We start from the raw sequence: 22,282 nt of genomic DNA, 5'->3' as shown, positions 1-22,282 counted from the left end.
GAGATAAGTTTAAATGTTCACTTTCTCTCCGAATATCTTGTTATCTTCTTTCTTTTCATATAACCACAGAGTGGTGCATTTCATTTGATTTCAACGACACCCCTCGTTGTAAACCATCTTGGTGCCGCGGTGCTTTAGGGCTGGGACTCATAACCAGTAGCTGACGAGAGCAGCGATCTGGACGGCCGCCAAAAAGTTGACGGCGAGGCGGTCGTAACGGGTGGCGATACGGCGAAAATCCTTCAACCGGTTGAACATGCGCTCGATGGCATTACGGTTGCGGTACAGGTAGGGAGAGAAGCAGCTCTTCCAACGGCGGTTGACCTTGGGCGGGATGTTGGGGGCGGCCCCCTTGGCCTTGATCTTCCGGCGCACGGCGTTGGTGTCGTAGCCCTTGTCTCCATGCACCAGATCAGCGGCGGTCAACTGGTCCAGCAATTGGTCGGCGGCCGTGCAGTCGGCGACCTGCCCACCTGTCAGCAGGAACGCGATGGGGCGGCAGGCGGTGTCGGTCAGGGCGTGGATTTTTGTCGTCCGCCCGCCGCGGGACCTCCCGATCGCTTGGCGGCGCTCCCCCCTTTTCCGCCGGAGGCACAGCGGTGTGCTTTCACGGCGGAACTGTCGATCAGAAGCTCAGCCGGTGGGCCGCACGCACTGGCCAACGCGTGGAACATGGTGGCCCAAATGCCTTTGGCTGCCCACCGCTGAAAGCGGTTGTACAAGGTCTTACGGGGGCCGTAGACGGCAGGAGCGTCCTTCCACCGGCAGCCGGAGATCAGCACATGAATGATCCCGCTGATCACCCGACGGTCATCGATCTCTTCGCACAGCTGGCTGACCTGGCTCTTGGAGATGCCGCCCATACCGAGCGCCTTGACCATCTCATCCACCGAGCGCGTCGAGATGCCGTAGACGTAGGCTTCCTGGATCACGGCGGTCAGTGCCTTCTCGGCCATCCGGCGCGGTTCCAGGAAACCAGGGAAGTAGCTGCCCTTGCGCAGCTTGGGGATGCGCAAGCTCGACGGTGCCGGCACGGGTCTCCCAGTCGCGATCCCGGTAGCCGTTGCGCTGGACCAGCCGCTCGGCGGAGCGTTCGCCATGGCCGGCGCCGGTCAGGCCCCGAACCTCCAGTTCCATCAGCCGCTCGGCCGCGAAGCCGATCATCTCGCGCAGCACCTCAGCGTCAGGGCTTTTCTCCAGTAGCGCGCGAAGCGCCATCATCTCGTCGGTCATTGTGGTCACCCTTCGGTCGGGTTGAGGTGTGGTGACTAGGGTCTGGACCCATAAAGAGCCTTTCCCGAAGGGAATCGTTATGATTCAAAGCCCTGGAAAGGGGCTTTGTGATGAACGACGGTCAGTTCTGGTTGACGGTGGAGCAGTTCGGACGGCTTGAGCCGCACCTTCCGCGCGATACCCGAGGCAAGCCGCGCGTTGATGACCGACGTGTGATCAGCGGGATCGTCCATGTGCTGAAGTCGGGTGGGCGCTGGGCGGACGCGCCGCCGGTCTACGGTCCGCGCAAGACGCTCTACAACCGCTTCGTCCGCTGGGCGGCCAAGGGCGTGTGGGAGGATATCTTCCATGCGTTGGCAGCGGCAGGTGGCCCACCGGCCCAGGTGATGATCGACTCCACGGCGGTCCGTGCCCATCGTTCGGCGAGTGGCGGGAAAGGGGGGAGCGCGCCCAGGCCATCGGACGGTCCCGTGGCGGACGAACCACCAAAATCCACGCCCTGAGCGATCCGCGCGGTCGGCCGCTCGCCTTCCTGTTGACCGGCGGTCAGGTTGCCGACTGCACCGCCGCCGACCGTCTGCTCGACCGGATGCCCGCCACCGATCTCCTGCACGGCGACAAGGGATACGACAGTGCCGCTGTTCGCCGGAAGATCGAAGAGGCGGGAGCCGCGCCCAACATCCCGCCACGCGCCAACAAGCGCTGGAAAAACTGCTTCTCTCCCTACCTCTATCGGAACCGCAACGTCATCGAGCGCATGTTTGGGCGCCTCAAGGACTTCCGGCGCATCGCCACCCGCTATGACCGCTCCGCCACCAACTTCATGGCCGCCGTCCACATCGTGGCAACCGTCGCCTACTGGTTATGAGTCCGGACCCTAGACTCTACCGAAGACCCACGATGGCCGCCCCGCTGTGGACAACCGGCCCGCCTACGCCAGCTCAGGGGGCGCTCCGGCGGGCCGGTTCCCCACAGCTCCTACACCACACCGTGGGGCACGACCCGTGGCGCAGCCGTGAAGTACCTATCCCATACCGCGTCCCTTTCCTGGGTGCCCACTTCCCTACCATGACACCCTGGGACTGAACATCTAACAGATGGGTCGCACAGATGGGTCGCAGCGTTCCGCATCTCGCCCCGGCGCGGTGCCCGCCGACGCAAGCGAGTGGCGATCTCGCGGCCGAACTTCCGGGCCCACTGGCACACTGTCTCGTAGCTCATGGGGATGCCGCGCGCCGCCAGCAGTTCCTTGACCATCCGCAGGATCAAGGGAAACCGGAAGTACAGCCACACCGCCGTCACTATGATCTCGGCGGGATAGCGGTAACTGGCGTAGCGGGCATCAGGGCGCGTCGTCATGGCCCTTCCATACCCGGCCAATGCCGGCCCCGGCAACCAAGTGACTGACATGTTGACGGTGCTGGGCCGAGGTCGCTGGCGCCCCCTGGCAGCGTAATCACCGGACCGCCATCAGCCTCTGGGTCAGATTGGACACTCGCCCAGCCCGGTCATCAACAAGTTGACGGTGCCGTTCCGGCTGCAGGGCGAAGCTGGTCGAATCGGCCATCACCTTTGCCAGAAGAGCCGCTTCGACCCGGTTCCGGACCTGCAGCTTTTCAAAAATCTTCGTGAGGTAGTGCTTGACCGTCTTTTCCGCGAGGTCAAGGCGTCGGCCGATTTCCTTGTTCTGGAGCCCTTGCGCCACCAGGGTAAAGACTTGGCTTTCCCGGTGGGTCAGATCGGCGAGCGGATCGGGGCGGGAGGAACGGACCGCGGCCATGGCGCCGGTCCGCGCCATCATACTGGCAGCCAGGGTCGGTGAGATATAGCCGTCACCGCAGGCGATGGCCCGTACGGCGGCAATCAGCTCGTGCCCACCCACCCCCTTCAGAACGTAGCCCCGCGCACCTATGGCAAGCACCTGCCGGAGTTGCTCCTCGTCACCGGTCATGGTCAGGACCAGCACCCGCGCGACCAGCCGGGGATCGCCAATAGCACGCAACGCCGCAACGCAGCCACCCGGTATATTGGCGTCCAGCATGATGACGTCTGGCGTGATGGACTCCAGCGTAGTGACGGCTGGTAGCCGGCCCTGCGCCAGCGCAATGGCATCGGCAGCGCTGGCTCCTTCCCCCACCACATCCATGCCGGCGCATGTCAGCACATGCACGACGCCCTGCCGGAACAGCGGATGATCGTCCACGACCGCGACCCGAACCTTGTCCATGCCCGCCCCCTCCATGATTCCCCCCCTTTACGCCCGATCCATCCGCCGGTAAGGCAGGCGCGCCGCCAGACGCCTCACCTCTCCCGGACGGTGGATGATGTCCATGGTGCCGCCGAGACCTTCGATACGGTCGCTGAGGCCGGTCAGGCTGAGCCGGCCTGTGATGCGCTCCGGCGACCGGTCCCGTCCGGTCTCTCCATCCGCAACTTCCGCGATCACCACGCCCGCCTCGTGACGGACCGACAGGCGAGGCGAGGTCCCCGCCCCGATCCGGACGGTGCCGTTCAGCCCTTCCTTCAGGAAGCGGCATAGGCAGACTTTCACCAGCGGCGGCACGGCGGCCGGCAGATCCATCGCCTGGACATTGACCGGCGCGCCGGTCCGGTGTTCATGGTCGAGGATGGTGAAGGCGACCGCCTCGCGGAGCGACAGTCCATCGATCTCCGGCATGTGCAGGTCGCCGCAAATGCCCCGGACGTCCTCCAGCACTGCGGCGAGGGCCGAGCGGACGGCCGAGCGGTCGGTGGCCTCAAGCGATCCCGATGGGGGCTTCCAGCCGTCCAGCCGCAGCAGCGCCAGCCCGACGAGTTGCGCCGGCCCGTCACGCAGACCGTCCGCCAGCCGCCGCAGGAAGCGTTCGTTGCAATCGGCAGCCCGCCGGGCCGACTGCTCAATGCGCTCCCGCAGTTCCTCGTTCGTCCACAGCGCCTCCGACAGCGCCTCAACCTGCCCCGCCAGGGCGGCACGCTGGGCGGCAATCGTCCGGCTGCCACGGGCGACCACCCCGTAGAGTGCCATCGCCATCAGAAGCGCCACGATTCCGGTGATGAGCCAAGCGTCGGTACGTGCCCGCGCGAGGTCGTCGAACAGCATTCCGGCATTCTCATAGATCTCCGCGACAGCGACAATCCTCGGCTCGCTCTCGCTCCACACCGGGCTGTGGGTTTCCAGCAACGGCAGGCCGCCATCCTGTGGCACCTCGAAACCGGCAATCACGTCGCCGCGGAAGGCCTCTCGGGTCGGCTCGTCCAGTTCGAACGTCCGGCCGATGAGGTCCTTGCGGGTCGAGTAGGCCACAGTTCCGTCCGGCAGCCTTATGGTGACGGCGACGATCCGCGATCTCACGGCGTCCCGCTGCAACAGCCGGTCCAGCGCCGCCGCGTTGGTTTCCGGAAGCGGTTCCCCCCTGGCGAGCGCCTGGAGGTGCGGGGCCATGAAGCTGTCCACGAACAGCGCGGTCGCGACGGAGTCACCGTGCTGGACCTCCGCCGCGATGCGGGTCGCGATCCAGTGGCCGATCACCGTCATACCGAGAAAGACCACCGCGAAACCAATCAGGATGAACTGTCGGGTGAGGCTGAGACCGCCCCAGAAGGCGATTATCCGTGCCTGGAGCCGATCCCCATGATTTTCTTTGCGAACCGCCAAGGCCGTCTCCCGTTTCCCAAATTCCCTTATTCACGCATGTGAACTGCAATGTTCGCTCGATGAATGAGCGAATCCTCTGCGGGACAGAGGCATACCTACTTGGCTAAATATTTCCGTCAGCTCTATGACCGGAAAAGATGAACCAACGAAATTCCAGCGAGTTCTGATGATCATAGGAATGCCAAAGATAATTCTCCGTGGTCCATTCGATATTCCGTGACACGAACGGTCCTTTGGTGCCGGGCCGGTCGCCAGAACGGGGTAACGCCAGCGAAGCGGAAATGCCCGATCGATTGGATGGCGGAGTGGCGATGAGCGGGGCTGATCCTAAGACGGCCAGACGCTCCGCGGTCTTTCGAAATTTGAATTAAACTGGACGGAATAGCCGTTTCGGCTCCGGTTGCGGCGGTTGGTCTGAAACCCGTCGGACCTCGGTCGGAAAACTCGCCCGACCTTCGCCCCTCCTTTTTCCGACCTGGAACCAGCCATCCTCCGGCCATGCCCCCACACTCAACGTTCGGAGACAAGGCATGGTCAAACTGGTCAAGCACGACCTTGAGTTCATTCTCAAGCAGATCAACATCGCGGAACAACATGCCAATGGCACGCCGCTCAGCGAACTGGTGGACAGCCCGCTCCTGCCCTACGGTCTGCGGACGGTGGATGGAAGCTACAACAACTTCGGCATCGGGCGCGAGCAGTGGGGCTCCTCCGGCCAGCCCTTCCCGCCCCTGTCCACCGGCTCACCCCACCAGGGCAGCGGCAGCCTGCCGCCCGGCTATCCGACCAACAACGACTACGGCCAGCCCGGCAGCGTGGTCGATGTCGAGCCGCGGCTGATCTCCAACCTGATCGTGGACCAGACGCTGGACAATCCGGCGGCGATCACCGCCGCCCTGCAGCATGCCGGGCTGAGCGGCGCGGCGCTGACCCAGGCATTGGCCGAAATCCGGGGCGCCCACACGATCCTGAAGGCGGTCCCGGAGGGCGGCCCGGCCTACGACCTCGCGAAGGCGCAGCTCGACGCGCTGCTCGACCAGCACGACGTGCGGATGGACGGCCCGACCGTCCTGCTGCCGAATGTCGCCCCGGACGAGGGCATCTCGGCATCCTACAACTCCTTCTTCACGCTGTTCGGCCAGTTCTTCGACCATGGCCTTGACCTTGTGAAGAAGGGCGGCAACGGCACCGTCTACATCCCGCTGTCGCCGGACGACCCGCTCTACAACCCGGCCAGCCCGCACACGAACTTCATGGCGATGACACGGGTCTCAACCGGGGACGAGGCGGGCAACGTCACCACCCCCTGGGTCGACCAGAACCAGACCTACACCTCGCACCCCTCCCATCAGGTCTTCCTGCGGGAATACGCGGTGAGCGGCGGTGTGCCGCTGGCCACGGGCAAGCTACTGGAGGGCGAATACGGCCTCGCCACCTGGGGCGATGTCAAGGCGCAGGCGGCGGAGCTGCTGGGCATCCGCCTGACCGACCTGGACGTGGGCAGCGTTCCGGTCGTCGCGGTCGATCCCTACGGCGAGTTCATCCGCGGCCCGAACGGCTTGCCTCAGATCGTCGCCGCGCTGCGTCCCGACGGCACGCCCATCCTGGTGGAAGGTGACTTGGCGAACCCCCTCGACCCCTCGGCGATCCAACTGCCGCCCGGCACGCAGATCATGGGATCCGGCGGCACCACCGTCACCATTGTGGATGGCCAGACCGTGTCGGCGCTGCGGACCGGCACCGCCTTCCTTGACGACATCGCCCACAACGCGGTTCCGGTCGCCGTAAACGGCGTGCTCCAGGCCGACGCCGATGATGCGGCCGGCTATTCGGGCGGCGTCGATACACGCGGGCGGAATACGTCCTACGACGACGAGACGCTCGACGCGCACTACATCACGGGCGATGGGCGGGGCAACGAGAACATCGGCCTGTCGGCAATCCACCACATCTTCCACGCCGAGCACAACCGCGTCGTCGATCACGTCAAGGACGTCGTTCTGGCGTCGGGCGATCTGGCCTTCCTCAACGAATGGCTGCTCGGCCCCGACCTGACCGCCTGGCCGTCGGCGGACCAGCTCGCCTCCCTAGCGTGGGACGGTGAGCGCGTCTTCCAGGCCGCGCGCTTCACGACCGAGATGCAGTACCAGCACCTCGTCTTCGAGGAGTTCGCGCGGAAAATCCAGCCGGACGTCGACGTCTTCATGGTCCAGCCGGATGTGGAGCTGAACCCGGCGATCTTCGCCGAGTTCGCCAACGTGATCTACCGCTTCGGCCACTCGATGCTCAATCAGACCGTCGACCGGATCAACGCCGACGGCACCCGCGACGACATCGACCTGTTCGACGCCTTTCTCAACCCGCTGGAGTTCGGCGGCGCGGGCGTCGATCACCACGAGGCGGCGGGCGCCATCCTGCGCGGTATGACCGCCCAGGTCGGCCAGGAGATTGACGAGTTTGTGACCGACGTCCTGCGCAACCAGTTGACCGGCATCCCGCTCGACCTTGCGGCGATCAACATCGCCCGCGGCCGCGACACCGGCATGCCGACGCTCAACGAGGCCCGTGCGCAGTTCATGGCGATGGCCAGCGGCGACACCCAGCTCAAACCCTATGAGAGCTGGACGGACTTCGCCCTCAACCTGAAGACTCCAGCCTCCATCGTGAACTTCATCGCGGCCTATGGCACGCACGACCTGATCGCGGGCGAGGCCAGCATCGACGGCAAGCGCGCCGCCGCCATGGTCCTGGTCTTCGGCACGGCGGAGACCTTCTTCGACCCCATCGCCAACCAGACCCGGACCATCGGTCCGCTGGACAGCGCCGACCGGCTGGACTTCCTGAACGCGCGTGGCGCCTACGCCGACCGGCGGGGCGGGCTGGACGACGTGGATCTGTGGGTCGGCGGCCTCGCCGAGAAGAAGATGGCCTTCGGCGGAATGCTCGGCTCGACCTTCTCCTTCGTCTTCGAACTCCAGATGGAGAATCTCCAGGACGCCGACCGCTTCTACTACCTGTCGCGCACCCAGGGACTGAACCTGCTGACCGAGCTGGAGAACAACTCGCTCGCCAAGATGGTCCTGCGCAACACCGACCTCGGCGAGACGGGGACGGCGATCCCGGCGGACATCTTCTCCACGCCGGACCTGATCCTCTACGTGGACCACGCCAAGCAGCTGGCGATGACCGGACGGGACGACCCGGAGCATGAGGACCCGACGCTGGAGGCGATCTCCGCGATGGTGGAGCGCCGCGACCTCGACGGCGACGGGACGCTCGACTACATCCGCTACAACGGGGACGCCCACATCGTCATCCAGGGCACGCAGGGCAACGACAAGATCGTGGCCGGCGACGGCGACGACGCCGTGTGGGGCGACGACGGCGACGACACCATCGAGGCCGGCTACGGCATCGACCATGTCAGCGGCGGCGAGGGCGACGACATCATCACCAACGCCGGCACCGACATCGGCATGACCGACATGCTGAAGGGCGACGGCGGCAACGACGTCATCCATGGTGGCAGCGGCATGGCGATGCTGTTCGGCGGCTCCGGCAAGGACTTCCTGATCGCCGGCCCCGACGGGTCCAACCTCCAGGGCGGCACCGAGGACGATTTCCTGCTGGGCGGCGACGGGTCGGACATGATCTTCGGCGGCGCCGGGAACGACTGGGTCGAATCCGACGGGCGCTTCGACTACATCGCGGGCGACACCGGCGACATCTTCTTCAACTCGACGATCATCGGCCACGACATCATCAACGGCGGGCGCGGCGACACCGACTACGACGCGGACTCGGGCGACGACATCATGGTCGCCGGGGAAGGCATCCAGAAGAACATCGGCATGTGGGGCCACGACTGGGTCATCCACAAGGGCCAGGAAACCGGCGCCGACGCCGACATGAACGTCCAGGTGTTCACGACCTTGCCGCTGGAGGTGCTGCGCGACCGCTTCAGCCAGGTGGAGGCGCTGTCCGGCTGGCGGCACGACGACACGCTGCGCGGCGACGACCGCACCAGCGAGGACGAGGAAGCCGGGGCCGTCGCCGATCCGACGCCCGAAGGCAACTTCATCCACAACGAACTGGATCAGGCCGGCATCGACCGCATCGCCGGGCTGGACCAGATCATCACGCCCGGCATGATGCGCGAGGTGAACTATTGGGCCGACGGCTCCGGCGCCCAGAAGATGGCCTTCGTCGGCGGCAACATCCTGCTCGGCGGCGGCGGCGGCGACGTCATCGAGGGCCGTGCCGGGGACGACGTGATCGACGGCGACGCCTGGCTGAACGTCCGCATCAGCATCCGCGCGAATCCCGACGGCACGGGGGACGAGATCGCCACCGTGGACAGCATGAAGGGCAACGTCACGCTGACCATCGACGGGGCGCCGGTCACCCGGCCCCTGACGGCCTGGATGCTGACCGGCCACATCAATCCGGGCCAGCTCCAGGCGGTGCGGGAGATCCTGCACGACGACAGCGGGACCGACGTGGCGGTCTATTGGGACGTCCGCGACAACTACGTCGTCACGCGCAACGACGATGGCAGCCTGCGGGTGGAGCATGTCACGGTGTCCGACGTGGTCGATCCGGTGACCGGCCGGCAGCGGCTCTCGGATGGCACCGACACGCTGCGCAACATCGAGGTGCTGCGCTTCGCCGACCAGGAGGTGACGCTGTCCCCGCCGACGCTGGCGCTGAACGCCTACGACTCCGGCGGCAACTACGCCGACAGCTTCGGCAGCAGCGGCTATGGCAACTCCAACGGTTCGCACTTCTGGGGTCCGGACTGGACGGAGAGCGGCGACGGCGGCGGAGCGCCGGCCACCGGGGGCCAGATCCGGATCACGGGCGGCGCCCTTCTGGTCGGCCAGGGCGACGGCGCCACCATCACCCGCGCCGTCGATCTGTCGGCGGCGACCTCCGCGCGGCTGAGTTTCACCGCCAACCCAGACAACCTCGACGCCGGGGAGCAGGTCGCGGTCTGGTTCTCCCGCGACGGGATGACGTTCGAACAGATCGGCACCATCACAGGCAACGGCCCGGCCGCCACCATGGCCTTCGATCTGTCGGGCCCCTTCACGACGACCGCGGCGATCCGCTTCGTCGCGTCCTCCATCAACGCCGGGAACGAGTTCGTCAGCATCGACAACCTGTCGATCGACCTCGTGGTCCCCGCCGCCAACCCGACGACGGATCACGCAGCCAGCTTCACCGAGAACGGCGCCGCGACCGACATCGCGTCCCTTCCGGGGATCGAGGAGGACAGCGGCGTTCTGGCCTCGGCGCGGATCGTGCTGACCAACGCCCAGCCGCTCGACGACCTGCTGGTCGGTGCCCTGCCCGGGACCATCGCCGCAACCGTGGACCGCTCGGTGGCCGGGCGGATCACCGTCACCCTGACGGGCGCCGGCACGGTGGAGGAGTACCAGCGGGCCATCCAGGCCGTTTCCTTCCGCAACACGTCGGACAACCCGGACACCCAACCCCGCATGATCGAGGTGACGGTGAACGACGGGATGATGGACAGCAACGTCGCCCGCACCACGGTGACGGTGACCGCCGTCAACGACCCGCCCGCCGCGTCCAACGACAGCGTCTTCACCAACGTGGCCGCCAACACGCCTTTCCTCATCCCTGAATGGGCTCTGCTGGCAAACGACTCCGATCCGGAAGGACCAGTGTCGATCACAGGCGGCATCGTGACCCAGTCCGGCCTGACCGCCGTCCGCAGCTCCGGCTCGGTCAGCGTGACGGACAACGCCACGGCTGGCGGCAGCTTCACCTACCGCGTCAGCGACGGCGGCCTGACCGACACCGCCCAGGTGACCGTCAACCGGACCACCTCCAACACGCTGAACGGCGACGGCGGGAACAACATCGTCATCGGCAACGGCAGCGCCAACACCATCGACGCGGGTACCGGCGACGACATCATTCTGGCCGGTGGCGGGAACGACACCATCCGCTGGTTCGCCAACAATTTCGGTGTCACGGACGGGCGTGACTTCGTGGATGGCGGTGATGGGCAGGACGACCGTTTCGACGTCAACGGCAACAACACGGCGGAGAGCTTCGTCGTCTACAGCCGGGTGGCCGCAGTGGCCATGGGCATCGCCGTGCTGAACCCGGCCACCGAAATCGTCATCACCCGCAACGGCACGGTGATCGCCGAACTCGACAACGTCGAGGAGATCACGATCAACACCGGTTTCGGGAACGACAGCGTGACGACGGTCGGCGACTTCAACCCGACCAGCCTCAACTTCAACACCATCACGATCAACGGCGACGGCGGCGACGACACGGTGGACATCTCAGGCCTGCAGTCGGCCCACCGCATCCATTTCCGGTCCAACGGCGGCAACGACGTGCTGGTCGGCACCCTGCGGCCACAGGACGTGATCGAGCTGGCCGCGGGCACCGAAGCGTCGGACTGCACCGTCGAGCGGACGGAGGACGGCATGACCCGCCTGACCGGCGCGGGATTCAGCATCGCCTTCTCCGGCACCGGGCTGCCGCAGGTCCGCACCGCAAACGGCCAGATTTTGGACCTCGACGCACCGCCCACAAATGACGGCGGGAACGAGGACGAAGACGAGGGGAACGAGGGCGGCGGCGATGACGATCATGATGACGGTGACGATGATGATGGCGGCAGCGATGGCGGCGGCCAGGACGATGACGCCGAAATCGGCGAAGGCGAAGAGGCCGGGGGCAGGGCCAGCATCGTGGGGACCGCCGGCGCGGACGCGCTGATCGGGACCGGCAGGGGCGAGGCGATCATGGGCCTCGGCGGACGCGACGTGATCTTCGCCGGGGACGGCAACGACGACGTTTTCGGCGGCGACGGGGCCGACATGCTGTACGGCGACGGCGGCAACGACCGCATCCTGGGCGGCGACGGCGGCGACTTCATCAACGGCGGGACCGGCAACGACACGGTGTTCGGCGGCGACGGCGACGACGTGATCGTGGCGGAGGCCGGGGACGGCAACGACGTCTACTATGGCGACGACATGGTCGGCGGCGGCGGGCGCGACACGATCGACCTGTCGGCGATCACCGCCAACATCACCGCCGACCTCGGCACCGGCCTGATGGGACGCGGCAGCGTTCACAGCGCCCAGACCGGCAGCGACATCCTGTGGGGCATTGAGAACATCGTGACGGGGTCGGGCAACGACGTCATCACGGCGAGCGGTGCGGTCAACGTGATGGACGGCGGGGCCGGCAACGACAGCTTCCGCTTCCTGTCGGCAGCGGACGCTGACGGCGACACCATCCTGGGCTTCCAGCCCGGCGACCGGATCGACGTCAGCGCCATGGACGCCAACGGCTGCGCGGCTGGCCAGCAGAGCTTCACGCTGGTGTCCGGCGCCTTCACCGGAAAGGGCCAGCTCCTGGTCACCCACGAAACCCGCGAGGACGGTGACTACACCGTCGTCCAGGGCAACACGACCGGGACCGACGAGGCCGACTTCAAGGTCAGCGTCAAGGGGTCGCACGAGTTGACCGCCGGCGACTTTGTCCTCTAGCGCGCTGCGGCTCCCGCGGGCGGGCCCCAACCCGGCCCGCGGGAGCCGCTCCCCGCCGTCCTTCCCGTCCGCCAATAGGGTGCGTCATGAGTTCCACGTCGTCACGCAAGGCGTCGAAGCGCCGAGACGCCGAAAGGCTGCTCCACGATTTCCGCGGCATCGTCTTCTTCCTGTTCGGGATGTCGGGGATTATCAACCTCCTGGCCCTGACGGGCGCCTTCTACATGATGCAGATCTACGACCGGGCGCTGACCAGCGGCAGCGTGCCGACGCTGGTGGCGATGTCGGTCCTCGCCATCGGCCTGTACGCCTTTCAGGGGCTGTTCGACGTGATCCGCTCGCAGATCCTGGTGCGGGTGGGCGCGCGTCTGGACCGGAAGATCGCCCCGATGGCCCATCAGGTCGCCGTCGATATGCCGCGCTACGGCTTCTCGACCGCGGAAGCGCTGGAACGGGGACGCGATGTAGACACGCTGCGCGGCTTCCTGGGCGGCCAGGGACCGGTCGCCCTGTTCGACCTGCCGTGGATGCCACTGTTCCTCGTCTTCGTCTACCTCCTGCATCCCCTTCTCGGCGCGCTGACCTTCGGCGGCGCCTTCGTCCTGACGCTTCTGACCATCGTGACCGAGCTGATGACCCGCCGGCTGAGCGGCGCCACCCACCAGGCGGTGATCACCCGCAACGCCATCGCCGACTCGAACGCCCGCAACGCCGACATCCTGAAGGCCATGGGCTTCGCCGGGCGGGCCGTGGCGCGCTTCAACCGGGCTAACGACGCGCATCTGGCGCTGCAAACCCGGACCAGCGACATCGGCGGCACCTTCGGCGCGGTGTCGCGGGTGCTGCGCATGATCCTGCAATCGGCGGTGCTCGGGCTCGGCGCGTTTCTGGCGATCCAGGGGGACCTGTCGGCGGGCGCCATCATGGCGGCGTCGGTCGCCTCCGCGCGGGCGCTCGCCCCGATCGACCTCGCCATCGGCAACTGGAAAGGCGTGGTTGCCGCCCGCGCGGCCTACCATCGACTGAAGGAGACCGCCGTCGCCCTGGCCGAGGCGGCCGAGCCGATGGAACTGCCGCCGCCGCGCGCCACGCTGAAGGTGGAGAACATCACCGTGGCCGCCCCCGGCTCGGGCCGGGTGCTGCTGAGCGACGTCAGCTTCGAGGTTCGCGCCGGGCAAGCGGTCGGGATCATCGGCCCCAGCGGCGGCGGCAAGACCACGCTGGTCCGCGCCCTGACCGGAATCTGGCCTGTGTTGCGCGGCAGCGTTCGGCTGGACGACGCCGACCTCGCCCAGTGGGACGAGGGGGCCCTCGGCCGCAGCATCGGCTATCTGCCGCAGGAGGTGGCGCTGATGGACACCACCATCGAGGACAACATCGCCCGGCTGGAGGAGGAACCCGACCCCCGCAACATCGTGGCGGCGGCCCAGGCGGCGGGCGTGCATGAGATGATCTTGCGCCTGCCGGATGGCTACCACACTGAACTCGGCCCACAGGGGACGGCGCTGGCGGGTGGGCAGCGGCAGCGCGTCGGGCTGGCCCGGGCGCTCTACGGCAATCCCTTTGTCGTCGTCCTGGACGAGCCAAACTCGAACCTGGACGGCGAGGGCGAGGCGGCCCTGACGGCAGCGATCCGCGACGTGCGGAGCCGCGGCGGGATCGTCATCGTGATCGCCCACCGACCGAGCGCCCTGGCCGCCGTCGATCTGGTCGCGGTGGTCCAGAACGGCCGCATGACCACCTTCGGGCCCAAGGAGGACATCCTGCGGCCCAAGACTGCTGCAGCGGACCCAGCATCCGGTGGGGAGGCGCACGCAGCCGTGCGGGCCTCGGCATGATCGGCGTCAAGGGCACCAAGGCGGTGGCGCCGGAGACCGAACTCGCCGCCCGCTACGTTTTTAAGGACGCTGGCCGGCACTCCTCGGTCCCCATCACGCTGGGCCTGTTCCTGGCCGGGCTGGCGCTGTACCTGAAATCCTTCCTTTCCGGAGAGGCGCATTCCCAGGAGGGCATGGCGGCGGCGCAGGGGACGGCAAGCCAAGCGGACGGCGGCACCGCGCCGGCCCCGACCACTCCCGTGCCACCCGGCAAGCCAGATCCGTCCAAGAACGAGCAGCCAGACGCCCCGCCTTCCCCGCCTTCCGACGGCGCGACGGGTGGGAGCACCGCCAGCGCGCCGGCCGACACCGTGCCCGTCTTCCCGTTCCGCCTCGTCGATACTCCGGACTTCGGCCTCCGGCCTCCGACCGTCCTGGCCGAGTGGAGGCCGGTGTCGCCGCTGCCTCTGGCGGACCGCGCGACGAACGGCAACGCCGCGTCCGCCGGCCCGGCGGATGGCCCGCCGCCCGCCGCCTCGCCCGACCAGGGTCCCGACGGCGGCCCCATTGATGGCCCCACCGTCGTTCCCGATGGCGGCGATCGGAAGACCGAGGACGCCCCGCCTCCCCCCGGCACCGACCGCCCCCCGCCCGCCACGGACGTCGAAGGCGAGGAGTCGGGCGACGGCGCGGGCGGCGGTGACGCGGAAGAGGAAAACGCCCCCGTCAACCGCGCCCCGCGGGTGAGCGGGCCGGTCCACCTGAGGGACGTCACCGACTGCGCCAGCCTGACCATCGGCCTCGCCGACCTGTTGCGCAACGCCGTAGACCCGGATGGCGACAGCTTGTCGGTCCGGGGGCTGTCCGTCTCGGCGGGAACGCTGACAGCGACGCCGGGCGGTTGGATCTTTCAAGGCGATCCCAACGCCATCGGCCGCGTCACCATCACCTATGAGATCACCGATGGCGCGGTCTCCATCCAGCAGGTCGCCTACATCTCGGTGCTCGCCCAGTCCCCTGTGACCGGAAGCGGCGGTAACGACACGCTGCTCGGCGGCCTGTGCGCGGACGACATCGACGGAGGGGACGGGGACGACCTGATCGACGGGAGGTCCGGCGACGACCTGATCGCCGGAGGCCGAGGCGACGACCACATCGTCGCGGGAGAGGGCCGGGACACCCTGTCCGGCGGCGACGGCGACGATATGCTGTTCGGCGGGAACGGCGACGACCACCTGTCCGGCGGCGACGGCAAGGATCGACTGTTCGGCGGCATGGGCAACGACGTTCTGCACGGCGGCGCCGGCGACGACACGCTCGACGGGGGAGACGGCGACGATCTGCTCATGGACGGCGAAGGCGCGGACGTGGTGCATGGCGGGAACGGCGACGACCGCGTGATGGCCGCCTCCGACCGCGCGAACGACACCTATGACGGCGGCGAAGGGCACGACACGCTCGATTACTCCGCCTCCACCGGAGCGCTTCGGCTGGACCTCGCCAACGGCACCGCCCAGGGCGTCGCCATTGGGGAGGACCGCTTCACCGGCTTCGAAACCGTGATCGGCGGTCAGGGCGACGACCATTTCATCGTCGGCGGAAACGCCGCCGTGCTGGCCGGCGGCGGCGGGCGGAACCTGTTCGTGTTCGAGCCCGCGGCGCAGCCGGTGACCCATGAGATCCTCGACTTCCACGTCGGCGACCGCATCCGGGTGTCGAAATACGATCTCTTTGCGGCGGTGGGCGACGGCCCTGACGACCGTTTCAAGGATGTTTATGGCGACGGCACCGATGACGGCCCGGCCATCCGCTTCCGGCATGAATGGGTCGAGGCGATGGAGCGCACCGTCATCGAGATCGACAGCGACGGAGACCGCAACGTGGACACGCTCGTCGCGCTACAAGGCTTCCACGCGCTGACCATGACCGAAACCACCTGACGGCGGCGTTCGGGCAGGGATCGTAGCAAATTGGGCTTTGAAGGAATGGACTTGGAGGGACTGGACATGAACGTTCGTCACCCGTCGCACGGCGCGGGATCGCCGGGCCGGAACCATGACATGAGCTTTCGGATCGGACCGCGGATTCTGGCCGGCACCGTCTTCGCCGGCATCCTGCTCGCCGGAGTCGGCGGCTGGGCCGCGACCGCCACACTGACCGGGGCTGTGATCGCGCAGGGCACCGTGGCGGTGGATCAGAAGCTGAAGGCCGTCCAGCACCGCGACGGCGGCATCGTCAGCGAGATCGCCGTCCGGGAGGGGGATGTCGTCCGCGCCGGTCAGGTCATCTTGCGGCTGGAGGACGCACAGACCAAGGCCGAACTCTCCATCGTCCGGTCGCAGATGGTTGAGTTGGCGGCGCGGCGCGCTCGTCTTCTGGCGACGCGGGACGGACTTTCGGCCATCGCGTTTCCACCCCGTCTGAACCCAGCCGATCCCGCCGTCGCCACGGTCCTGCAGGGCGAGACCCGGCTGTTTGCCGGCAACCAGCGCAGCCGCGACAGCCAGAAGGAGCAGCTTGAACTGGGCATCGTCCAGATTGGGGAGGAAATCCGTGGCCTGGACGCCCAGCGGATGGCCAAGGAGGATGAGATCGCCCTCGTCGAGGCGGAAATCCAGAAGTTGAAGACACTCCTGGCGAAGGGGCTGATCGAGGGCTCCCGCGTCTATTCCGTGGACCGCGAGCGCGCACGCCTCATCGGGGAGCGCGGCGAGATCAACGCCGCCATGGCGAGGGCGAAGACCCGCATCGGGGAAATCCGGCTCCAGATCCTGGCCATCGACGAGAACGCCCGCACCGAGGCGCAGCGCGAGTTGAGCCTCGTCGAGACGGAGTTTTCGGAACGCGACGACCGGCGGATCGCCATCGAGGACCGCTTGGCGCGCACCGACATCCGCGCGCCCATCTCCGGTACGGTCAACGAACTGAACACTCACACCGTCGGTGGCGTGATCACCCCCGCGGAGGTGCTGGTCACCATCGTTCCGGAAAACGCGAAACTCAAGGTGGAGACCAAGCTGGTGCCGACGGCCATCGATCAGGTTTCAGCGGGCCAGACCGCCCGGCTGCGCTTCACGTCCTTCAACCAGCGGACGACACCCGAACTGATGGGCACGGTCGTCCACGTCTCCCCCGCGACCACACGCGACCCCGGCACTGGGGACATCCACTATCTCGCCGATGTGGAGATCGGCGCTGACGAACTCCGCAAGCTCGGACCCGTCCAACTGCTGCCCGGCATGCCAGTCGACGTGTTCGTGGCGACCGGCGAGCGCACCGCCATGTCCTATCTCGTCAAACCCGTTACAGACCAGTTCAACCGTGCGTTCCGCGAACGGTGATGAGACCGTCTCAAACCTGGGGAGCCATCAAGCCGCCCGCCGGAACGGTCGGCGGGCGAATGGCTCGGCGGCGGTGTGGTCCGCGGCGAGTATGCCGTTCATCACGGCGGTGCGCACCTTCAGCATTGCTTCGGCATCCACGCCGGCCTCGGCAAAGGCGCGGCAGAGGGAGGCAAGGACCGCCGCACTGCCGGGCTTCTTGCCGCGTTCGAATTCACCGACAACGGTATGGCTGCGCATGGCTCGATGCGCCAACTCCTCAATGGACCAGGCGAGCCTCCGGCGAGCGGCTTTGCACTGGGTGGGTGTCATGATGCTGTCTCGCTCAAGGGTGCTCTCCGGTGTGTGGGGCTATTCCATCGCTGAGCTGGGCAGTCCGTCCAGCAAGCCTTGCTCACGCGCGCGGTCGAGCAGGGACTTGACGCTTGACGGTGCCCAGGTCTTGGCCCCGGTTGCGGTGCGCACACCCTGACGCTCCAACTGCCGGCCGATGCGGGCCAGTGTCGGCTTTCGCCCGGCTTCGGCGGCGTTGTGAATGGTGGCGACCAGTTCCAGCAGTCGTTTGGCCTGTGCCACCGCCTTCTTGGAGCGGCGCGGCGCCGCCTTCAGCAACTCAGGTTGCGCCAAGCCGTCGGCGACCTCTCTGCCACCCTTCGACCGGACACGGGCCCTGCTCCTGCCGACCGTTACGTGGACGGCCCAGGCACGTGCTGGAAGAGATCAGGTAGCAACCGGCGGGCTGGATGGCCGAGGACCGGGGGCCCGTGCAAGTTGACCCATGGGTATCGGTCAGCGCCTCATCGCTGCTTCCTGAGGGGCGGCCGTGTCGCCGCGCGGTGGCGAGTCCGCGATGAACGCGGCCAAGTCCGTAGCCACGTCACGGCTCCGTTCGATGGGCAGCATGTGGGTTTCGTCCGGGTAGAGCTTGAGCCGCGCATTCTGAATCATCCCTGCGGTCTCTTCGAAAACACGGACGTCGAAATATTGGTCCGAGGTCCCACCAATCACGAGAGTCGGCGCCATGATCCGCTTGGCGAATCCGGGATTCCGCGTGAAATCATCGGAGAAGATGCTGCGGTACGCGCGCAGTATCTGCCCGGGTTCCTTGAATTCCGAGGGGAGCCGGTCCCGATCCTTCCACAGCTTGAGGCGCACGAGCCAGTTGTACCAGGGACGACGGAACAGGAGAGCGTTGTCCTTCACCAGCGTGTAGAAGTCGCCCGTCGAGAGCGCCTCGAACTGACGCTCCATGACCTGCCACCCGGCGTCGGAGAAACGGTGCCCGCTGATCAGAATGACAAGCCGGTCGACCAGATCTGCGTGTTCGGCAGCAAAGCGTTGGGCCACGAATCCGCCGAACGACACGCCGACCACCAGGTCGGGCTTGCCCAACTCGGCCCGGACCACTTGGGCAAGGTCCCGGACTATGGTGTCAAGCGTGTAGTCCTCAGGCGGGCTCTCCTCGTAGCCGAGTATGGTGAACCGATAATCACCGGGCAGAAGATTGGCGATCTGGTTGGCGTAGCGGCTCGGGTTGGATGATTTGTCGAGGCGCTTGAAAAGAGCGTTTCCGCCGAAGAAGACGACGGCATGCTTCGTTCCAGCGCCGCCCCGTATGTACGGAATTGATTTCGCCAACAGACCAGTTTTTATGGGATTCACGGCTTTACTGCTTTCTTGAACTGTCCAGATTTATGTGAATTTTTACTGTATGCTTGTGAGCGTGGCCACAAGACGCACGTGCCGCCGAGGGCGAGGAAGGACCCAGCAAGTCTTGAAAGAGCGACGCCCTTGTTCATGATGGCAGCGTGGAAGCTCGTATGGGCGCGTCAGGCAAAGGGGGCGTGCATGCGCCTGGGGGATCCCGAGCTTAGCCCTCGCAATCCAAGTGGTACAACCGAAAAGGGGCGAAGCGGGCCATCGCCAGGTAGTGCGAAGCCGCAGGGCGTTGCCGATTACGCTCACCGAACTCAGTCGGCCACGGCGATGACGCCTCGAGTTGCTGAAACGTCATTCCAGCTGCCGCCCCGTTCCATAGGAGTGGGCGGTGCACACTTTCAGGCGCTCTCCGGCTTCATCGCCACTCTGGAAAGGGGCCAGTGTCAGGATTAGGGGAGCCAACGGTGTATTCCATCCGCGCCGCGGGACACGTCCCGTCCGCCGCGGTTGCTGGAGTGATAACCACACTGTGGAGGAGCGCATGCAGCCCTCACACTCACGCTGTCCAGACGCCCGCATCGAAACTCTGCGCCAGCGCCACGTGGCGCTCGACCACGCGATCGCGGCGCGGGAAGCCGCGACGCGGACCGACGACCCCGCCGTAAAACGGCTGAAGGCTGAAAAGCTGGCGTTGAAGGACGAGATCGACCGCCTCAACCGGGACTGAGTACGACCTCTCGCTTGGAACGGCAGATGGCGACAACCCGACGTCACCTCGGGACGGGCTTTGGACGCGGCGGCCACGTCAGCAGCCTGCCACCCAGATCCACCAGCGCTTCGGATGGCAGTCCGTGCGCTTTCAGCACCACTCCAAACGTCTCGGCCGCACGGTCCAGGAACACTTCGGCGTGTCCGGGAAGACGGCTTGCGGCGGCCACCGCGAACGCCGCCGCATGGAGCATTGAGCGGGGACCGCGAAGGCCGCGCACGCCCCACCCGGTCAAGGCGTCCGGTGCGGGGAACACCTCGACCGCCAAGTCTGCCATGCCGGGAATGTCGCGGACGATGCCGCACGCGGCCACGGCCAGGGGGGCCAGCAGCATGTCCCACCGCAAGCATTCCCGAGCGTCAAGGAGAAAGCCGTCAACGGCGCACTCTGCGCTCTTGGTCGCCTCGAGAAACCCGTCGCGGAAGGCCGCCACCGCTTGTGCGGCGTCATCTTGCGGCATGGGCTTGTCGCTCACCCCATCCGGCAGAGAGATGATCCGGCCCTGCCAAAGGCTGGACGGCGGCAAGCACTCCGCGCGGCGGCCGATAAGCGTATCGCGAGCGGCAGCGAAGTCGAGAATCTTGGGCATGGCGCGGTCATGGAACGTGGGGCGGCGCTCGTACCGTCCCGCTCACGCTATGTCAACGGACAACCGCGTCAACCGGCCGATCCCGGTCCACTCACCCGGTGCCAGAACTTCCGATCCGCCATGGCGGCGACACTAACGAGGAGCTCGTCGCTCGGCGTGCCGCCCTCCAGGGCCAGGCGGGCGTGCGGAAGATGGCCCGGCTTGGCTTCTCGCCGGCGGCGGCGTTGTGGATGGTCGCGACCAGCTCCACCAAGCGCTTGTCCTGGGCGATTGCCTTTTTGGCGCGGCGTGGTGCGGCCTTGAGCAGATCGGGTTCGGCCAGGCCGTCGGCGACCAGGCGGACGGCGCGGATCAGCGCGTCGCGCGTCCAGGGCGCCGGATTGTCGCCGGGGCGCTTCTTCACGGCGGTGTTGAGGACGTCGACGACACGGTCCCAGGGTTGGGCCGGCCGCAGGCGGCGCACGACGGGAAGGAACTCGCCGGCGCCAGCGGCCACCCGCTCGCTCCGGCGGTCGTCCCGCGCCCGGGCGACCCGCCGGCGGGTGAGCGGGTCTTTGGCGACCAGGCCCGGGTTGCCCGGCTGCTTGCCAACCGCCTGGGCCGCCCGCACGCCGGCCTTGGTGCGCTCGCGGATCAGGGAGCGTTCGAATTCGGCGACCGCCCCGAGGATCTGCAGGGTGAACTTGCCTTGCGGGCTGCCGGTGTCGATGGGATCGCCGAGCGACTTGAAGGCCAGCCGCTACGCGGCCCCCGCGTCTCGTACCAGCCCTTGCTCCTTGGCCCGGTCCAGCAGGTTTTTCACCGACGACCGGCTCCAGCGCAGGCCGCCACGTGGCGTGCGCTGCCCCATGCCCCGCAGACGGAGCGCGATGCCGTCGAGCGTGATGCCGGGTTCGGCCCTCACCAGCCCCGCCACCATCAGCACGAGGTCGTTGCTGTCGACCCGCTTGGGCGCCGGATCGAGAACATCCTGACGAACCAGTCCCACCGCGGCCAACCGGCGCACGGCGCGGATCAGGCTGTTGGGCGTCCATGGCTTGCGATCCCACGGTCGGGTCCGCCCCTGCCCCTTCAACGTCCGCACGACCTGATCCCACGGTACCGTTGGGCGCAGCGCCTCGACGGTTGGCAGGAACTCCTGGGCGTGCGCGACGACCAGCTCGTCGCGGGCGGTTTCGCGGCCCTGCCGTGCCTTTTCCAGCGCCGCAGGGTCCCGTCGGCGCAGGCCGGGATTGCCGGGTTCCTTGCCCTTGGCCACCGCGGCCTTGAGCCCGGCGATCGAGCGCTCGCGGATCAGCGCCCGTTCCAGCTCGGCCGCGGCACCGAGAACCTGCAGGGCAAAGCGCCCCTGCGGGCTGGTGGTGTCGATCGGGTCGCCCAGCGACTTGAAGGCGATCCCGCGCTGCCCCAGGCCGTCGATCACCTCCAGCAGGTGGAACAGCGAGCGCGCCAGCCGGTCGATGCGCGCCACCACCAGCGTGTCGCCCCGCTTCAGGCTGGCGAGCGCCTTGGCCAGCACTGGGCGGTCGCGGTCACCGCCTGACGCGTGCTCCTCGAAGATGACCGAGCAGCCGGCCTGCTTGAGGGCGAGGAGCTGCGAGTCCGTGGACTGCTCCTCGGTGGAGACGCGGGCATAGGCGACGAGGGCCATGGGGCCTCCTGGGCGGTTCAG

General features: G+C 67.1%; 15 protein-coding genes and 3 pseudogenes. 6 read left to right on the top strand and 12 right to left on the bottom strand.

The window, feature by feature from the left end; genetic code table 11:
- Positions 1–147: 147 nt before the first annotated feature.
- Positions 148–558: an IS5 family transposase gene (locus tag Sp245p_RS36615; RefSeq protein ID WP_420867260.1), complete on the bottom strand. Its 411-nt coding sequence runs from the start codon at positions 556–558 to the stop codon at positions 148–150.
- A 170-nt stretch (positions 559–728) separates the two neighbouring features.
- Positions 729–1,233, bottom strand: a pseudogene (locus tag Sp245p_RS35285) (transposase); the annotation flags it as partial.
- Between the two features lie 110 nt (positions 1,234–1,343).
- Here Sp245p_RS35285 and Sp245p_RS31085 point away from each other — a divergent pair.
- Positions 1,344–2,101 (top strand): IS5-like element ISAzba5 family transposase gene (locus tag Sp245p_RS31085; protein WP_088123913.1). Its coding sequence is split into 2 segments (ribosomal slippage): positions 1,344–1,677 and positions 1,677–2,101, totalling 759 coding nucleotides; the frame shifts between segments, so codons are not numbered across the junction.
- 263 nt (positions 2,102–2,364) lie between these two features.
- On the opposite strand, the pseudogene Sp245p_RS36100 reads toward Sp245p_RS31085, so the two are convergent.
- From Sp245p_RS36100 to Sp245p_RS31075, 3 genes and pseudogenes are all read right to left on the bottom strand, one after another.
- Positions 2,365–2,592 (bottom strand): annotated as a pseudogene (locus Sp245p_RS36100) (IS6 family transposase); the annotation flags it as partial.
- 97 nt (positions 2,593–2,689) lie between these two features.
- Entirely contained in the window at positions 2,690–3,460 is a 771-nt protein-coding gene (locus tag Sp245p_RS31080; RefSeq protein WP_103041659.1) for a LuxR C-terminal-related transcriptional regulator, read from the bottom strand.
- A 27-nt stretch (positions 3,461–3,487) separates the two neighbouring features.
- On the bottom strand, positions 3,488–4,888 hold the full coding sequence (locus Sp245p_RS31075; RefSeq protein ID WP_014242650.1) for a sensor histidine kinase: 1,401 nt from the start codon (positions 4,886–4,888) through the stop codon (positions 3,488–3,490).
- 530 nt (positions 4,889–5,418) lie between these two features.
- Here Sp245p_RS31075 and Sp245p_RS31070 point away from each other — a divergent pair.
- From Sp245p_RS31070 to Sp245p_RS31055, 4 genes are all read left to right on the top strand, one after another.
- Positions 5,419–12,435 carry a peroxidase family protein gene (locus Sp245p_RS31070; RefSeq protein ID WP_014242649.1) on the top strand — a complete coding sequence of 2,339 codons (7,017 nt, stop codon included), beginning with the start codon at positions 5,419–5,421 and terminating at the stop codon, positions 12,433–12,435.
- A gap of 86 nt (positions 12,436–12,521) precedes the next feature.
- Positions 12,522–14,273 (top strand): type I secretion system permease/ATPase, encoded by a 1,752-nt coding sequence (locus tag Sp245p_RS31065; RefSeq protein ID WP_014242648.1) that lies wholly within the window; start codon positions 12,522–12,524, stop codon positions 14,271–14,273.
- Positions 14,270–16,192: a cadherin-like domain-containing protein gene (locus Sp245p_RS31060; protein ID WP_109139235.1), complete on the top strand. Its 1,923-nt coding sequence runs from the start codon at positions 14,270–14,272 to the stop codon at positions 16,190–16,192. The genes Sp245p_RS31065 and Sp245p_RS31060 overlap by 4 nt, the downstream gene beginning before the upstream one ends.
- Before the next feature lie 120 nt (positions 16,193–16,312).
- The gene (locus Sp245p_RS31055; RefSeq protein ID WP_211101819.1) at positions 16,313–17,593 is read left to right on the top strand and encodes an HlyD family type I secretion periplasmic adaptor subunit; all 1,281 of its coding nucleotides are present in this window, start codon (positions 16,313–16,315) and stop codon (positions 17,591–17,593) included.
- 27 nt (positions 17,594–17,620) lie between these two features.
- Here the strand turns inward: Sp245p_RS31055 and Sp245p_RS36610 are convergent, their stop codons facing one another.
- The 3 genes from Sp245p_RS36610 to Sp245p_RS31040 all read right to left on the bottom strand — a co-directional run bounded on the left by Sp245p_RS36610 (position 17,621) and on the right by Sp245p_RS31040 (position 19,255).
- Complete coding sequence (locus Sp245p_RS36610) at positions 17,621–17,905, bottom strand: helix-turn-helix domain-containing protein (protein ID WP_014242645.1); 285 nt, start codon at positions 17,903–17,905, stop codon at positions 17,621–17,623.
- Positions 17,906–17,944: 39 nt separating this feature from the next.
- Positions 17,945–18,220 carry a hypothetical protein gene (locus Sp245p_RS31045; protein ID WP_014242644.1) on the bottom strand — a complete coding sequence of 92 codons (276 nt, stop codon included), beginning with the start codon at positions 18,218–18,220 and terminating at the stop codon, positions 17,945–17,947.
- A gap of 162 nt (positions 18,221–18,382) precedes the next feature.
- Positions 18,383–19,255 carry an alpha/beta fold hydrolase gene (locus Sp245p_RS31040; protein WP_158310479.1) on the bottom strand — a complete coding sequence of 291 codons (873 nt, stop codon included), beginning with the start codon at positions 19,253–19,255 and terminating at the stop codon, positions 18,383–18,385.
- Positions 19,256–19,793: 538 nt separating this feature from the next.
- On the opposite strand from Sp245p_RS31040, the gene Sp245p_RS31035 reads away from it, so the two are divergent.
- On the top strand, positions 19,794–19,979 hold the full coding sequence (locus Sp245p_RS31035) for a YdcH family protein (RefSeq protein ID WP_014242642.1): 186 nt from the start codon (positions 19,794–19,796) through the stop codon (positions 19,977–19,979).
- A gap of 43 nt (positions 19,980–20,022) precedes the next feature.
- Here Sp245p_RS31035 and Sp245p_RS31030 read toward each other — a convergent pair whose 3' ends face one another.
- The 4 genes and pseudogenes from Sp245p_RS31030 to Sp245p_RS31020 form a co-directional block, all read right to left on the bottom strand.
- Entirely contained in the window at positions 20,023–20,610 is a 588-nt protein-coding gene (locus Sp245p_RS31030; RefSeq protein WP_014242641.1) for a hypothetical protein, read from the bottom strand.
- Between the two features lie 91 nt (positions 20,611–20,701).
- Positions 20,702–21,106: a hypothetical protein gene (locus Sp245p_RS36090; protein WP_246119834.1), complete on the bottom strand. Its 405-nt coding sequence runs from the start codon at positions 21,104–21,106 to the stop codon at positions 20,702–20,704.
- Positions 21,107–21,205: 99 nt separating this feature from the next.
- A pseudogene (locus Sp245p_RS36375) lies at positions 21,206–21,346 on the bottom strand (recombinase family protein); the annotation flags it as partial.
- Positions 21,347–21,349: 3 nt separating this feature from the next.
- Positions 21,350–22,261, bottom strand: a complete 912-nt coding sequence (locus tag Sp245p_RS31020) for a recombinase family protein (RefSeq protein ID WP_014242639.1) — start codon at positions 22,259–22,261, stop codon at positions 21,350–21,352.
- Between the last annotated feature and the right edge of the window lie 21 nt (positions 22,262–22,282).

Origin of the sequence: Azospirillum baldaniorum, from assembly GCF_003119195.2 — a bacterium.
GTDB classification, from domain to species: domain Bacteria; phylum Pseudomonadota; class Alphaproteobacteria; order Azospirillales; family Azospirillaceae; genus Azospirillum; species Azospirillum baldaniorum.
This window is presented reverse-complemented; position numbering and strand designations above follow the sequence as displayed.

Coding starts and splice junctions, on each gene's coding strand:
- Sp245p_RS31080 (WP_103041659.1), bottom strand. CDS start 3,460: ATGGACAAGGTTCGGGTCGCGGTCGTGGACGATCATCCGCTGTTCCGG.
- Sp245p_RS31070 (WP_014242649.1), top strand. CDS start 5,419: ATGGTCAAACTGGTCAAGCACGACCTTGAGTTCATTCTCAAGCAGATC.
- Sp245p_RS31065 (WP_014242648.1), top strand. CDS start 12,522: ATGAGTTCCACGTCGTCACGCAAGGCGTCGAAGCGCCGAGACGCCGAA.
- Sp245p_RS31060 (WP_109139235.1), top strand. CDS start 14,270: ATGATCGGCGTCAAGGGCACCAAGGCGGTGGCGCCGGAGACCGAACTC.
- Sp245p_RS31055 (WP_211101819.1), top strand. CDS start 16,313: ATGAGCTTTCGGATCGGACCGCGGATTCTGGCCGGCACCGTCTTCGCC.
- Sp245p_RS36610 (WP_014242645.1), bottom strand. CDS start 17,905: ATGACACCCACCCAGTGCAAAGCCGCTCGCCGGAGGCTCGCCTGGTCC.
- Sp245p_RS31035 (WP_014242642.1), top strand. CDS start 19,794: ATGCAGCCCTCACACTCACGCTGTCCAGACGCCCGCATCGAAACTCTG.
- Sp245p_RS31030 (WP_014242641.1), bottom strand. CDS start 20,610: ATGCCCAAGATTCTCGACTTCGCTGCCGCTCGCGATACGCTTATCGGC.
- Sp245p_RS31020 (WP_014242639.1), bottom strand. CDS start 22,261: ATGGCCCTCGTCGCCTATGCCCGCGTCTCCACCGAGGAGCAGTCCACG.